General features: G+C 51.3%; 14 protein-coding genes and 2 pseudogenes. 13 read left to right on the top strand and 3 right to left on the bottom strand.

Annotation, left to right across the window (positions count from 1 at the left end):
* Positions 1 to 45 precede the first annotated feature (45 nt).
* Positions 46 to 345: a hypothetical protein gene (locus ABGT54_RS04135; RefSeq protein WP_346662959.1), complete on the top strand. Its 300-nt coding sequence runs from the start codon at positions 46 to 48 to the stop codon at positions 343 to 345.
* Here the strand turns inward: ABGT54_RS04135 and ABGT54_RS04130 are convergent.
* The gene (locus ABGT54_RS04130; protein ID WP_191411510.1) at positions 248 to 913 is read right to left on the bottom strand and encodes a TetR/AcrR family transcriptional regulator; all 666 of its coding nucleotides are present in this window, start codon (positions 911 to 913) and stop codon (positions 248 to 250) included. The genes ABGT54_RS04135 and ABGT54_RS04130 overlap by 98 nt on opposite strands.
* Before the next feature lie 157 nt (positions 914 to 1,070).
* On the opposite strand from ABGT54_RS04130, the pseudogene ABGT54_RS04125 reads away from it, so the two are divergent.
* From ABGT54_RS04125 to ABGT54_RS04110, 4 genes and pseudogenes are all read left to right on the top strand, one after another.
* Positions 1,071 to 1,842, top strand: a pseudogene (locus ABGT54_RS04125) (AAA family ATPase).
* A 76-nt stretch (positions 1,843 to 1,918) separates the two neighbouring features.
* On the top strand, positions 1,919 to 2,077 hold the full coding sequence (locus tag ABGT54_RS04120; protein WP_191397339.1) for a hypothetical protein: 159 nt from the start codon (positions 1,919 to 1,921) through the stop codon (positions 2,075 to 2,077).
* An 86-nt stretch (positions 2,078 to 2,163) separates the two neighbouring features.
* Positions 2,164 to 3,078 carry a P-loop NTPase gene (locus ABGT54_RS04115; RefSeq protein WP_346662958.1) on the top strand — a complete coding sequence of 305 codons (915 nt, stop codon included), beginning with the start codon at positions 2,164 to 2,166 and terminating at the stop codon, positions 3,076 to 3,078.
* A complete protein-coding gene (locus tag ABGT54_RS04110) occupies positions 2,970 to 3,497 on the top strand; it encodes a DUF3786 domain-containing protein (protein ID WP_346662960.1) in 528 nt (175 codons plus the stop codon). The genes ABGT54_RS04115 and ABGT54_RS04110 overlap by 109 nt, the downstream gene beginning before the upstream one ends.
* 114 nt (positions 3,498 to 3,611) lie before the next feature.
* Here ABGT54_RS04110 and ABGT54_RS04105 read toward each other — a convergent pair whose 3' ends face one another.
* Positions 3,612 to 4,349: an AraC family transcriptional regulator gene (locus ABGT54_RS04105; RefSeq protein ID WP_346662957.1), complete on the bottom strand. Its 738-nt coding sequence runs from the start codon at positions 4,347 to 4,349 to the stop codon at positions 3,612 to 3,614.
* Positions 4,350 to 4,397: 48 nt separating this feature from the next.
* A complete protein-coding gene (locus tag ABGT54_RS04100) occupies positions 4,398 to 5,624 on the bottom strand; it encodes an argininosuccinate synthase (RefSeq protein ID WP_346662956.1) in 1,227 nt (408 codons plus the stop codon).
* A gap of 266 nt (positions 5,625 to 5,890) precedes the next feature.
* Between ABGT54_RS04100 and argC the strand changes: the two genes are divergently transcribed.
* The 8 genes and pseudogenes from argC to ABGT54_RS04060 all read left to right on the top strand — a co-directional run bounded on the left by argC (position 5,891) and on the right by ABGT54_RS04060 (position 12,470).
* Complete coding sequence (argC, locus tag ABGT54_RS04095; RefSeq protein WP_346662955.1) at positions 5,891 to 6,931, top strand: N-acetyl-gamma-glutamyl-phosphate reductase; 1,041 nt, start codon at positions 5,891 to 5,893, stop codon at positions 6,929 to 6,931.
* 25 nt (positions 6,932 to 6,956) lie between these two features.
* Complete coding sequence (locus tag ABGT54_RS04090) at positions 6,957 to 7,415, top strand: GNAT family N-acetyltransferase (RefSeq protein WP_346662954.1); 459 nt, start codon at positions 6,957 to 6,959, stop codon at positions 7,413 to 7,415.
* A gap of 2 nt (positions 7,416 to 7,417) precedes the next feature.
* Positions 7,418 to 8,641 carry a bifunctional glutamate N-acetyltransferase/amino-acid acetyltransferase ArgJ gene (gene argJ / locus ABGT54_RS04085; protein WP_346662953.1) on the top strand — a complete coding sequence of 408 codons (1,224 nt, stop codon included), beginning with the start codon at positions 7,418 to 7,420 and terminating at the stop codon, positions 8,639 to 8,641.
* Positions 8,642 to 8,655: 14 nt separating this feature from the next.
* On the top strand, positions 8,656 to 9,552 hold the full coding sequence (argB, locus tag ABGT54_RS04080) for an acetylglutamate kinase (RefSeq protein WP_087153784.1): 897 nt from the start codon (positions 8,656 to 8,658) through the stop codon (positions 9,550 to 9,552).
* Positions 9,545 to 10,735, top strand: coding sequence for an aspartate aminotransferase family protein (locus ABGT54_RS04075; protein WP_346662952.1), 1,191 nt, complete (start codon positions 9,545 to 9,547; stop codon positions 10,733 to 10,735). Before argB ends, ABGT54_RS04075 begins: the two co-directional genes overlap by 8 nt.
* 59 nt (positions 10,736 to 10,794) lie before the next feature.
* Positions 10,795 to 11,229 carry a DMT family transporter gene (locus ABGT54_RS04070; protein ID WP_087153786.1) on the top strand — a complete coding sequence of 145 codons (435 nt, stop codon included), beginning with the start codon at positions 10,795 to 10,797 and terminating at the stop codon, positions 11,227 to 11,229.
* A gap of 79 nt (positions 11,230 to 11,308) precedes the next feature.
* Positions 11,309 to 11,770, top strand: a complete 462-nt coding sequence (locus tag ABGT54_RS04065) for a helix-hairpin-helix domain-containing protein (RefSeq protein ID WP_087153787.1) — start codon at positions 11,309 to 11,311, stop codon at positions 11,768 to 11,770.
* Between the two features lie 8 nt (positions 11,771 to 11,778).
* Positions 11,779 to 12,470, top strand: a pseudogene (locus tag ABGT54_RS04060) (response regulator transcription factor).
* Positions 12,471 to 12,578 lie beyond the last annotated feature (108 nt).

The following is a 12,578-nucleotide window of genomic DNA, read 5'->3' as shown; positions in this document are numbered from 1 at the left end:
CACTAGATCGCGTGTTCGGTCTGCGGCGGATCTATGCAGGTACATATGGAAACTGACAGGAATTTCATCCTGGATATGGAGAGCCGAAAGCGCCTGGAGATATTCCTGGAACGATATCATGGAAAGAAGCTGGTCATCCTGGAATTAGGCATCGGGTGGAGAAATCAGCTGATCAAAGCGCCTTTGATGCGGCTTGCGGCACAGGAACCGCAGGCTGTTTATGTGACGATTAACCTGGGCGAGATTTTTATCCCGGATGAGATCCGGGAAAAGTCTTACGGACTGGACGGGGATCTGACGGAGATTCTTCATGATCTGGCGGCATATTCCGGCGTTCATCTTTGATCAGGAAGCTTTCCAGACCGGATTTTATAAAACGGTCAATCACCTGCTGGATACTCCCCCAGTCTCTGCAGTTGTTCTTCAGCATGCGTTTGTTGATAGCCAGACAGCCGTTCATCTGAAAGTAGAGTAATGCTTCAGCCTGTTCGTAAGAGAGCAGGCTGTTCTGCATGAGCCTGGTAATAAAATCTTCCTTTGAAAGTTCGCAGAGTTTATCCAGCAGCCGGGCAGAAGCGGTCTCGTCGGAAAAAAGAATGCGAAATTCCCGGCTTTCCTGTACTTTCCGGCAGAAAGGGTAAGTGCATCGGTCTTTTTCAGGACACATCACATGGTCGAAGACCTGCGTTGTGTCCTGAATGGTTTTTTCTATGATATCGTCCAGGACGTCATCCAGATCATAATAATGAAGGTAAAAAGTTCCCCGGTTGATCTCCGACAGTTTGCAGATCTCCGTGACCGTAACTTTGGTGAATGGTTTCTGCTGCATCAGGGACAGCAGGGAATCGCGGATGACATTCTGTGTATATCTGGTACGCCGGTCCACGGACTGGCCATTTCTTTTGGAACTCAAAACAGACACCTCTTTCTGTACAATTATACAAAAGTGTTCAGGAATCATACAGCTTCCTGAATCTGACGATTGAAACACGGTACAGTTTTATTATAATAGATTTAACGAAATAATCAACACTATGTTTATAAACATACAAAATGTACAGGAGGACATTATGGGACATATTATCGCAGTATCGGGAAAAGGCGGCGTGGGAAAGACCACGCTGTGCGGCCTGCTGATCCAGTATCTCTGCGAAACCGGGAAAAAAACCGGTACTGGCCGTAGATGCGGACGCAAACGCAAATCTTAACGAGGTGCTGGGAGTGGAAACAGGAGTGACGTTGGAGAGCTCCGGGAAGAAATTGAAAGGGCCGGTGTCGATCCAAGATACAAAATACCCGCCGGTATTACCAAAGCAGCCTATCTGGAAAGCCGGCTCGCCGACGCCCTGACGGAAGAAGACGACTATGAATCTGATGGTGATGGGCAGATCTCAGGGGCAGGGATGCTACTGCTTTGTAAATGGGATCGTACAGACGCAGGTTCAGAAGCTGCAGAGCCATTACCCTTATATCGTGGTGGACAATGAGGCAGGTATGGAGCATATCAGCAGAGGGATTCTTCCGAATATGGAGATCGCGATCCTGGTCAGCGACTGCTCGCGGAGAGGAGTACAGGCGGCCGGAAGAATCGCGGCGCTGATGAAAGAACTGAATTTTCATCCGAAGAAAGTAGGCCTGATCGTCAACCGGGCGCCGGGCGGAGAACTGGACAAAGGAACGATGGAAGAAATCCAGAAGCAGAATCTGGACCTGCTGGGAGTCGTCCCTCAGGACGACGACGTATACCGCTTCGACTGCGAGGGACGCCCCACGGTGCAGCTTCCGGCGGACTCTCCGGTCAGAGAAGCGCTGAAAGGGATCATAGAAAAACTGGGTATATGAAGCGAGAAGATTTTATAGAAAGCTGGTGAAAAAAATGGCTGTATTTGCGGATTGTCAGGATGTTCGGAGGATGGTCATGATCAAAGAGATGGCCTGCCCTGAATGCGGAGCCGGAGACGGCATTGAGGTGTTTGAAAGAGACGGCCTGACCGTAGGGGACAGTGTATGTTGCCAATGCGGATTTACGATCCCGGAGGGCGTCGGCCTGGAAGACTACCTCAAAAATTTACTATGAAAGCACGGAGCAATCCGAGGGCTTTCATGCATGGCGGTGCCCGTATCAGCGGGCATGAGGATTTAGAAACTATAGGAGATGCTTGTATGAAAGTGACAATATGCGGAAAAGGCGGATGCGGAAAAAGCACGGTCACCAGCCTGCTGGCGAAAGCTCTGGCAAGGCGGGGAAACGAAGTGCTGGTGATCGATTCGGATGAATCTAATTATGGGCTTCACAGACAGCTGGGCATGGAACTTCCCGGGGATTTTACAGGATATTTCGGGGGAAAAGAGAATGTATTGAATGATATGATGTTATCGGAGTTCACTCACCAGTTTTTCCAGGAGACCTGGACAATGAAAGATATTCCGGAAAAATATTACAACCTGAAGGACGGGGTGAAACTGATGGTCAGCGGGAAAATCCATCAGGCCAATGAGGGCTGCTCCTGCGCAATGGGAACGGTCATGACACAGTTTGTCCAGAACCTGCGGCTTGCCGAAAACCAGTTCGCGCTGCTGGATATGGAAGCCGGAGTGGAACATTTCGGCAGGGGAATTGATAATGGCGTAGATCTGGTGCTTATGATTGTAGATCCTTCTTATGAATCACTGCAGCTCTCCAAGAAGGTCGGGGAACTGGCAGAGAGCATTGGGAAGCCTTTCTATTATGTTTTAAATAAAGTAACCGAAGACAGTCGGGAGATGATGTATGAAAATATATGGAGACCTGAACAGGTTGCGGTCTGCCTCGGAACGGATCCCGCGATCATGAAAGAGGGCCTGACGGGAAAAGAACTGTCTGAAAAACCGGAAACCATTGAACGCCTGGCAGAATTTTCTGATTTCTCTCGCATCGAAACAGGAGGGATCACATGCTACAGGAACAGTATGAGAAACACAGCTTGGAAATGCAGCCCTATCATTATTACCTTGCGGAATATCAGAATATGGACCCAAAGGATATCAGTCGGCGCCTGGGAATTCCATATGACGAAAATACCCGGCTTTTTCTCGTGAAATTTATGGAGAAAAATTATACGGTCAGTTATCCGGATCTGGAGATTCACTGCCAGGACGAAGAAGAGGGGCAGGCGGTTCTGTGCGATGATATTCATGCAAAAGTATTGCTGCTCCGCTATTTTACAGAAGGAGATTATATGGATGCCACGGGAAATCTTCTTTCTTACCGGGATCTCCCGTGGGGCGAGGTATATTATCGTCAGTTTTACGGCCGCTGTATAATGAGGCTGGCCAGAATGTTCGGGAACAGGCTGGATGCGTTCAAAAATATCATGGAGAAGCTGAAAGGGGCTCCCCGAAACTACGGGGACGCAGCATACGAATTTCAGTTTCTGGAAAATCTTAAGCTGTGCTTCGTCCTGTGGGCAGGTGATGAAGAATACCCTGCTTCCGCGCAGATCCTTTTTTTCGGATAATTTCCCGGCGGCCTATGCGGCGGAGGATGCAGCCTATATCGGAGATGTGGTGTTGGACTATATGAAAGGGCTGCTGATTTGACTTATGGAATCAAAAATTGCTCTGTCAATAAATCAGTGATGACGGACAGGCCCGTCTATTTGCATGTGCCTGTATTCCCGCGGCGTACAGTTATAAAAGCGTCTGAACATTTTTGTGAAATTGCTGGGGCTGTCAAACCCGCAGCGGACCGCAGCCTCTGAGATACTGGCCGCCGGATCCTCAAGCAGCATCTTGGCTCCCTGCATGACCCGGTACTTTAATAAATATTGGATCGGGGATATCTGAAGCATTTTCTGAAAGCATCGCAGGCATTCCCGTTCGCTGATATCCGCCGCGGCGGCTATTTCTTTCAGCGATATACTGTGGGCAAAATTTTCGTGCAGGAAATCCAGCATCTTTCGGATGCGGAGATTATCCTGGTCAGGAGGCGGGGATGCAGCGTCCATCCGCGATTCGAATTGTCTGTAGAGATAGAGGCAGATCTGTGAAAGACTTTCCCGGACGACAAATTCATATCCCCATACATCGTTTGCCAGCGCCTCGAACGCGCGGTTGAACCAGCCGGATACCTGCGAAGTATCCGCTTCACTGATCTGGAAACCGGAAAATGAACGGATGGATAAAAGGGGTTGGATATATTTTTTGGCAAATATGGATTCACTGTTTCCAGTGATCAGTAAAGGACTGAAAACCAGAGAATGCAGCGTGCATTCCGGCGCGGCCGCGGCATAATGAAGAATATTAGAATTGATAACCGCGATCTGTCCTTTGCTTAACAAGAATGAAGATACGGAAACAGGACGGGTCATCTTGCCGACTGTTTAGTGAGACAGACCCATCCTGCTTTTAGATACTATTTAATTCTGATTTTTCTTGGCTTCCGCCAGCTTCATGGCGCGGACCTTCAGCGGAAGTCCGAACAGAGTGATGAAACCGCTGGCGTCGTGATGGTCGTACATATCTCCGGTGGTGAAGGAGGCCAGGGATTCGTTATACAGGCTGTACGGGGAAGTGGTGCCGGCTTTGATGATGTTGCCCTTGTAGAGCTTGAATTTTACTTCGCCGGTCACATACTCCTGGGTGCTGGTCACGAATGCCTGTACGGCTTCGCGGAGCGGAGTGAACCATTTTCCTTCGTATACGATCTGGGCCATCTTATTGCCCATGTCTTTTTTCGCTTCCATGGTAGCGCGGTCCAGGATCAGCTCTTCCAGCTGCTGATGCGCTTCCATCAGGATCGTTCCGCCCGGAGTCTCGTATACGCCGCGGGATTTCATGCCTACCACGCGGTTTTCCACGATATCTACGATACCGATGCCGTGCTTGCCGCCCAGACGGTTCAGCTCGCGGATAATGTCGGCCACTTTCATCGATTTTCCGTTGATGGATGTGGGGACGCCTTTCTCAAAAGTCATGGTGACGTATTCCGCTTCATCCGGGGCTTTTTCCGGCGTTACGCCCAGCACCAGCATGTGGTCGTAGTTAGGCTCATTGGCCGGATCCTCCAGTTCCAGACCTTCATGACTGATGTGCCATAAGTTGCGGTCGCGGCTGTAGCTGTGGCTGTGGTCAAACGGAAGGTCGATTCCGTGCTTTTTGCAGTACTCGATCTCGTCTTCTCTGGACTGCATGGTCCAGACGTCGGTCATTCTCCAGGGAGCGATGATCTTCAGGTCCGGGGCCAGCGCTTTGATGCTCAGCTCGAAACGGATCTGGTCGTTCCCTTTTCCGGTAGCGCCGTGACAGATGGCGGAAGCGCCTTCCTTGCGGGCGATCTCCACCAGCTTTTTGGCGATTGCCGGACGTGCCATGGAAGTTCCCAGCAGGTATTTGTTTTCATATACTGCGTTTGCCTGTACGCAGGGCATGATATAATTCTCGGCAAAATCGTCGGTGATGTCTTCGATGTATAATTTAGACGCGCCGGACAATTTTGCTCTCTCGTCCAGTCCGTCCAACTCATTGCCCTGTCCGCAGTCTACACAGCAGCAGATCACTTCATAACCGAAGTTCTCTTTCAGCCAGGGGATGATGGCGGTGGTATCCAGTCCGCCGGAATAAGCAAGAACTACTTTTTCTTTCATAAATCGATTCTCCTCTGTAATATTCTTTTATAATGGATTTGCTGCATACTACTATACATCATGTGCAGATGGAATGCAAGTGAAAAAATATGCATTAAATGACTTTTTTATAAAAATATATTGCATAAATTCAATAATAAATGTATAATTATGCGAGTGGAATGAGAAAACATGCAAAAAAACAGGGTGGAGGTATTTACTTCGGCTTCTGTTTGTTATATGATGGGAATTAGTTTTCAGTACAGATCAGAAAAGAGGAAGAGATTATGATAAAAGTTGGAATCATCGGAGCCACCGGCTATGCCGGAGGGGAGCTGGTCCGCCTTCTGCTGGGGCATAAGGAGGCCGAGATTAAATGGTACGGTTCCAGAAGCTATGTGGACCAGAAGTACGCTAAAGTATATCAGAATATGTTCCAGCTGGTGGACGACCGGTGTCTGGACGACAATATGGAAGAGATGGCGAAGCAGGTGGATGTGATTTTCACCGCCACGCCTCAGGGCCTGTGCGCGTCGCTGGTAAACGACGATATATTAAATAAGGTAAAGGTGATCGATCTGAGCGCGGATTTCCGCATCAAGGACGCGGCGGTTTACGAGGAGTGGTACGGGATCGAACACAAGGCGAAACAGTATCTGGACGAAGCCGTATACGGGCTGTGCGAGATCAACCGGGAGGCGGTGAAAAAGGCGCGTCTGGTGGCGAATCCGGGATGTTATCCCACCTGCAGTATCCTGTCCATCTATCCGCTGCTGAAAGAAGGGCTGATCGATCCATCCACCGTGATCATTGACGCCAAGTCCGGGACATCCGGCGCGGGCAGAGGGGCGAAGGTTGACAATCTGTTTTGTGAGGTCAATGAGAACATCAAGGCATATGGAGTGGCGACCCACCGCCATACGCCGGAGATCGAGCAGGAACTGTCGCTGGCGGCAGGAGAGCCGGTGACGATCAGCTTTACGCCGCATCTGGTGCCCATGCAGAGGGGGATTCTGGTGACAGCCTATGCTTCTTTGAAGAGAGAAGTGACCTGGGAAGAAGTGAAAGCGGTCTATGACCGATATTATGATAAGGAACGGTTTGTCCGCGTGCTGGAGCAGGATGTGTGCCCCCAGACCCGGTGGGTGGAAGGCAGCAATTATGTGGACGTGGGATTCAAGATCGATCCCAGGACAAAACGCATCATCATGATGGGCGCTATGGACAATCTGGTAAAAGGCGCGGCCGGACAGGCTGTGCAGAATATGAACCTGGTATTCGGACTGGACGAGGCGGAGGGACTCAGGATGGCTCCGCTGTTCCCGTAAACAGGCAGGGAAGGACAGAGAAACGATGGATATAGATATACGGGTCATGACGATCGAGGATTACGACAAGGTATACGCGCTGTGGAAGACGATCGGAGGATTTGGCCTGCGCAGCATGGACGATTCCAGAGAGGGTATCGCCCGGTTCCTGAAGAGAAATCCCGCCACCAGCATGACCGCATGGGATGGGGATAAGCTGATCGGAGCGATTCTCTGCGGACACGACGGAAGAAGAGGATGTCTCTACCATGTATGCGTGCGGAAAGGATACCGCAGACATGGAGTGGGAAAGGCCATGGTGGTGGCCTGTATGAAAGCGCTGCAGGAGGAGCAGATCACCAATGTCAGCCTGATCGCGTTTACGAGGAACGATATTGGAAATGCGTTCTGGAACCGGATCGGATGGACGGAGCGAAAAGATCTGAACTATTATGATTTTATATTAAATAAAGAAAATATCACGGCATTTATCGAGGAGGAGTAGATATGGAGATCATCGCCGGAGGCGTGACGGCTGCCAGAGGATTTGAGGCGGCGGCTGCGGAAGCGCAGATCAAGTATAAGGACAGAAAGGATATGGCGCTGGTGTACAGCCAGGCTCCCTGCGTCACTGCGGGAACATTTACGACGAATGTGGTAAAAGCCGCGCCGGTAAAGTGGGACCAGGAGGTCGTTTACGGCGGAGAGGAAGCCAGAGCGGTGGTGATCAATTCCGGTATCGCCAACGCCTGTACGGGAGCGGAAGGATACGGTTACTGCAAAGAGACGGCTGCCGCCGCGGCCAAGGCCCTTCATATCCCGGAGAGTTCCGTGCTGGTGGCATCCACAGGAGTGATCGGCATGCAGCTTCCGATAGACCGCATCGCGAAGGGCGTCGGCCTTCTGGCAGAGAGCAAGGCCTCCACAGAGGAAGCGGGTCTGGAAGCGGCGAAAGCGATCATGACTACGGACACGAAGCCCAAGTATGCGGCGGTCCGGATCCGGATCGGAGATAAGGATGTGACGGTGGGAGGCATGTGCAAGGGCTCCGGCATGATTCACCCCAATATGTGCACGATGCTTGCTTTTGTGACGACAGACGCGGCGATCACGAAGGAACTGCTTCAGAAGGCGCTGAGCGAGGATGTGCAGGATACCTACAATATGATCTCGGTGGATGGAGATACTTCCACTAATGACACGGTGCTGCTGCTGGCCAACGGCATGGCGGAAAATCCGGTTATTGACCGGGAGGACGAGAATTATCAGGCGTTCAAAGAAGCGCTTCATTACGTGAATACAGAACTGGCGAAGAAGATCGCCGGGGACGGAGAGGGAGCGACCTGCCTGTTTGAGGTGAAGGTAATCGGAGCAGCCAGCAAGGCAGACGCCGTGACTCTGAGCAAGTCCGTGGTCACTTCCAGCCTGACGAAGGCGGCGATCTACGGGCATGACGCCAACTGGGGCCGGATCCTGTGCGCACTGGGATATGCGGGCGTGCAGTTCGATCCGGAGAAAGTGGATCTGTATTTTGAGAGCGCGGCAGGAAAGCTGAAGATCATCGAAAACGGCGTATCCACAGGATACAGTGAAGAAGAAGCGACAAAGATCCTCTCCGAGAACTATGTGACAGCCATCGCGGATATGAAAATGGGGACCTGCAGCGCTACGGCGTGGGGCTGCGACCTGACCCATGAATACGTCAACATTAACGCAGATTACAGGAGCTGAAGGAGCATGACGAAATGAGAGAAGAGATGGAAACTTACCTGGAGAAGGCCGCCGTACTGGTGGAGGCCCTTCCTTATATACAGAGATTCAACCGCAAGATTATCGTGGTGAAATACGGCGGAAGCGCCATGGTGGACGAAGAACTGAAAAAGAGCGTGATCAGCGACGTGACCCTGCTGAAACTGGTAGGCTTCAAGCCGATCATCGTACACGGCGGAGGAAAAGAGATCAGCAAGTGGGTGAGCAAGGTCGGAAAAGAAGCGGAATTCGTAAACGGGCTGAGAGTGACCGACGCAGAGACCATGGAGATCGCGGAGATGGTGCTGAACCGGGTGAATAAAAGCCTGGTGTCCATGGTACAGCAGCTGGGAGTAAAAGCCGTAGGCGTCAGCGGGAAGGACGGCGGTCTTCTGAAGGTGGAGAAGAAATACGCCGACGGGCATGATATCGGCTATGTGGGAGAGATCACGGAAGTGGATCCCAAGATTCTCTACGACCTGCTGGAAAAGGACTTTCTCCCGATCGTCTGCCCGGTGGGGATGGACGGCAATTTCGACACTTACAATATCAACGCGGACGACGCGGCATGCGCCATCGCCAAGGCCCTGAAAGCGGAGAAGCTGGCGTTCCTGACAGATATCGAAGGGGTTTACCGGGATTTCGACGACAAGGATTCTCTGATCTCGGAGATTCATGTGGGAGAAGCGAAGGAACTGATCCGGAGCGGTACCATCGGCGGCGGAATGCTGCCTAAACTTTCCAACTGCATCGACGCCATCGAGGCAGGCGTTTCAAGAGTGCATATTATGGACGGAAGGATCCGCCACAGTCTTCTGCTGGAGATCTTCTCCAACAAGGGCGTAGGCACGGCGATCCTTGGAGATTCGGAGGAAAAGTATTATCATGAGTAAGGAAAAGGAATATATCGAGAAAGCGGAAGAAAATATTCTGCACACCTACAACCGGTATCAGATTGTCCTGGATCATGGGAAAGGCGTGCGGCTTTATGATGTGGAAGGAAAAGAGTATTTGGATTTCGCCGCAGGCATTGGGGTACAGTCTCTGGGATACGGTAATCCGGAATATACGGAAGCGCTGAAGACCCAGGCGGATAAGCTGACCCATATTTCAAACCTGTATTATTCTGTTCCCATGACGGAAGCGGCGGAAAAGGTGCGCAGGGCCAGCGGACTGGAAAAAGTATTTTTTACCAACAGCGGCACGGAGGCCATCGAAGGGGCGCTGAAGGTGGCAAGAAAATATTCTTATACGAAGTACGGGCCGGAAAGGTATGAGATCATCGCCATGAACCATTCTTTCCACGGACGGAGTATGGGAGCGCTGTCCGTTACCGGGAAGGAATCTTACCGGACGCCCTTTGAACCGCTGATAGGCGGCGTGCGTTTCGCGGAATACAACGACCTGGAGAGCGTAAAAGCGCAGATAACCGATAAAACCTGCGCGATTATTCTGGAAACCATACAGGGCGAGGGCGGTATCTATGTGGCTTCGGAAGATTTTCTGCGCGGCGTCAGGGAGCTTTGCGATGAACATGATCTTCTGCTGATCCTGGATGAGATCCAGTGCGGCATGGGCCGTACGGGCTACATGTTCGCATGGCAGGAATACGGTGTGGAACCGGATGTGATGACTGTGGCGAAGGCCCTTGGATGCGGCGTCCCGGTGGGAGCGTTCGCGGTTGGAAAGAAAGCCGCGGAAACGTCGCTGGTTCCGGGAGACCACGGCACCACCTACGGAGGGAATCCTCTGGTATGCGCGGCGGTGAGCAAGGTGCTGGACATCTATGAGAAAGAGCATATTACGGAACACGTACAGAAGGTGGGGGCATACCTTACCCGGAAACTGGATGATCTGGTGGATAAGTACGATTTTCTTGCGGAGCGTCGTGGAAAAGGCATGATCCAGGGACTGGAAGTAACCGGCAGACCTGTGGGCGAGATCGTAAACCGTGCTCTGGAGCAGGGGCTGATTATCATCACAGCAGGGACGAATGTGCTGCGTTTTCTGCCGCCGCTGGTGATCACGGAAGCGGACGTGGATGAAATGGCGGAAAAACTGGAACGGTCTTTCTGACCGTGTGTATAAGAATCCGATCGTGGGGAGAAAATGTTCGTAAAAAGGAGGTTCTCTCTATGATCGGATTTTTTATCGCTTTACTTTCGGGGGCGCTGATGAGCCTGCAGGGAGTATTCAATACGGAGGTGACGAAACAGAGCAGCGTATGGGTGTCCGCCACATGGGTGCAGTTCAGCGCGCTTCTGGCGTGTCTGGCGATCTGGGCAATGTTTGACCGGGAAAGTCTGATGGCCATCGCTAAAGTGACGCCGAAATATATGCTTCTGGGAGGTGTCTTCGGAGCTTTTATCACATATACGGTGATCCAGAGTATGTCTGCCCTGGGGCCGGCCAGGGCGACCATGCTGATTGTGATCGCCCAGCTTACGGTTTCCTGGGCGGTAGAGCTTCTGGGTCTGTTCGGCCTGGATAAGGGAATGTTTTCCTGGCGGAAACTGATCGGGCTTCTGGTGGCAGTGGGCGGCGTTATATTATTTGAATGGGAAACCTAAGATAGCCCTTGTGTTTCCTGTCCAACTCCGTTACAATAAAAACTGGACACAGAAAGCTTTTCTTCGAAAGGAGAAAGGCATGAAAATAAAGTTTGGGAAAAATGTATTCTTTGGTATACTGACAGGCGCCGTGTGCGCGGCTCTTGCCGGATGCGGGATGTCTTTCTGCGGATTTTCGCTGCAGGATAAAGACGAGATGGTTTTTGCCTGTGAGGAATACGACAGTACACGGCCGGAGTTATCGGACGGTGATGCAGATGGAACCTTATCATCTCAGGAGCAGGATGAAGGGAATCTGTCTGGCGCAGGCACGGATACGCAGCCGGAAAAAGAAAGCCGGGCGGAGGAGCTGATAGATATTAATGCCGCCGGAGCGGAGGAGCTGATGACGCTGAACGGGATCGGAGAGACGCGGGCTGCTGCGATCATTGAATTCCGGGAACAGAACGGGCCTTTTGTCAGCATCGAGGAGATCATGTTGATCCCCGGTATCAAAGAAGGCATTTTTTCAAAGATACAGGATCAGATCGTAGTTCGTTGAGGTGAAAGATGGCACAGAAAGTATTGGTAGTGGATGATGAAAAATTAATTGTAAAAGGTATCCGGTTCAGCCTGGAGCAGGACGGGATGGAAGTAGACTGCGCATATGACGGGGAAGAGGCTCTGGAAATGGTGCGCGCAAAGGAGTATGACATTATTCTGCTGGATGTGATGCTTCCCAAGCTGACCGGTTTTGAGGTATGCCAGCAGATCAGGGAGTTCCTCTAACGTTCCGGTGGTGATGCTGACGGCAAAAGGGGACGATATGGACAAGATATTAGGACTGGAGTACGGAGCGGATGATTATATTACAAAGCCGTTCAATATTCTGGAAGTGAAAGCCAGGATCAAGGCCATTATCCGCCGTACAAAGAAAAAAGCGCCGGAGAAGGAGGCAAACCGGGTGATAGAAAAAGGCGACCTGCATATGGACTGTGACAGGCCGCCGTCTGACCATCGGAGGAAAGGAGATCAATCTGACTGCGAAGGAGTTTGATCTGCTGGAACTGATGGCTCTGAATCCGAACAAAGTCTACAGCCGGGATCATCTGCTCAACGCGGTATGGGGCTATGATTATCCGGGAGACGTGCGGACAGTGGACGTCCATATCCGGCGTCTGCGCGAGAAGATCGAGCAGAATCCCAGCGAACCCAAATATGTACATACGAAGTGGGGAGTAGGGTATTATTTCAATGCTTAAGATGAATGTGAGAAAATTTCTCCGGAGCCTGAATTTCAGGATCATGGTTTTTCTGATCCTGATCGGGATTATTCCGGCCCTGCTGGTGGCCGAACACGCGATCTAGTG

The sequence above is a fragment of the uncultured Merdimonas sp. genome, from assembly GCF_963929015.1.
GTDB lineage: Bacteria > Bacillota > Clostridia > Lachnospirales > Lachnospiraceae > Merdimonas.
The sequence above is the reverse complement of the archived record's forward strand: the minus strand, read 5'-3'. Positions and strand labels throughout refer to the sequence as shown.

What these genes read in the sequence shown, in the direction of transcription:
- ABGT54_RS04115 (WP_346662958.1), top strand. Translation starts at nt 2,164, where the DNA reads ATGAAAGTGACAATATGCGGAAAAGGCGGATGCGGAAAAAGCACGGTC.
- ABGT54_RS04065 (WP_087153787.1), top strand. Translation starts at nt 11,309, where the DNA reads ATGAAAATAAAGTTTGGGAAAAATGTATTCTTTGGTATACTGACAGGC.
- ABGT54_RS04105 (WP_346662957.1), bottom strand. Translation starts at nt 4,349, where the DNA reads ATGACCCGTCCTGTTTCCGTATCTTCATTCTTGTTAAGCAAAGGACAG.
- ABGT54_RS04070 (WP_087153786.1), top strand. Translation starts at nt 10,795, where the DNA reads ATGATCGGATTTTTTATCGCTTTACTTTCGGGGGCGCTGATGAGCCTG.
- ABGT54_RS04135 (WP_346662959.1), top strand. Translation starts at nt 46, where the DNA reads ATGGAAACTGACAGGAATTTCATCCTGGATATGGAGAGCCGAAAGCGC.
- argJ (WP_346662953.1), top strand. Translation starts at nt 7,418, where the DNA reads ATGGAGATCATCGCCGGAGGCGTGACGGCTGCCAGAGGATTTGAGGCG.
- ABGT54_RS04110 (WP_346662960.1), top strand. Translation starts at nt 2,970, where the DNA reads ATGCAGCCCTATCATTATTACCTTGCGGAATATCAGAATATGGACCCA.
- ABGT54_RS04090 (WP_346662954.1), top strand. Translation starts at nt 6,957, where the DNA reads ATGGATATAGATATACGGGTCATGACGATCGAGGATTACGACAAGGTA.
- ABGT54_RS04100 (WP_346662956.1), bottom strand. Translation starts at nt 5,624, where the DNA reads ATGAAAGAAAAAGTAGTTCTTGCTTATTCCGGCGGACTGGATACCACC.
- ABGT54_RS04075 (WP_346662952.1), top strand. Translation starts at nt 9,545, where the DNA reads ATGAGTAAGGAAAAGGAATATATCGAGAAAGCGGAAGAAAATATTCTG.
- argC (WP_346662955.1), top strand. Translation starts at nt 5,891, where the DNA reads ATGATAAAAGTTGGAATCATCGGAGCCACCGGCTATGCCGGAGGGGAG.
- ABGT54_RS04120 (WP_191397339.1), top strand. Translation starts at nt 1,919, where the DNA reads ATGATCAAAGAGATGGCCTGCCCTGAATGCGGAGCCGGAGACGGCATT.
- argB (WP_087153784.1), top strand. Translation starts at nt 8,656, where the DNA reads ATGAGAGAAGAGATGGAAACTTACCTGGAGAAGGCCGCCGTACTGGTG.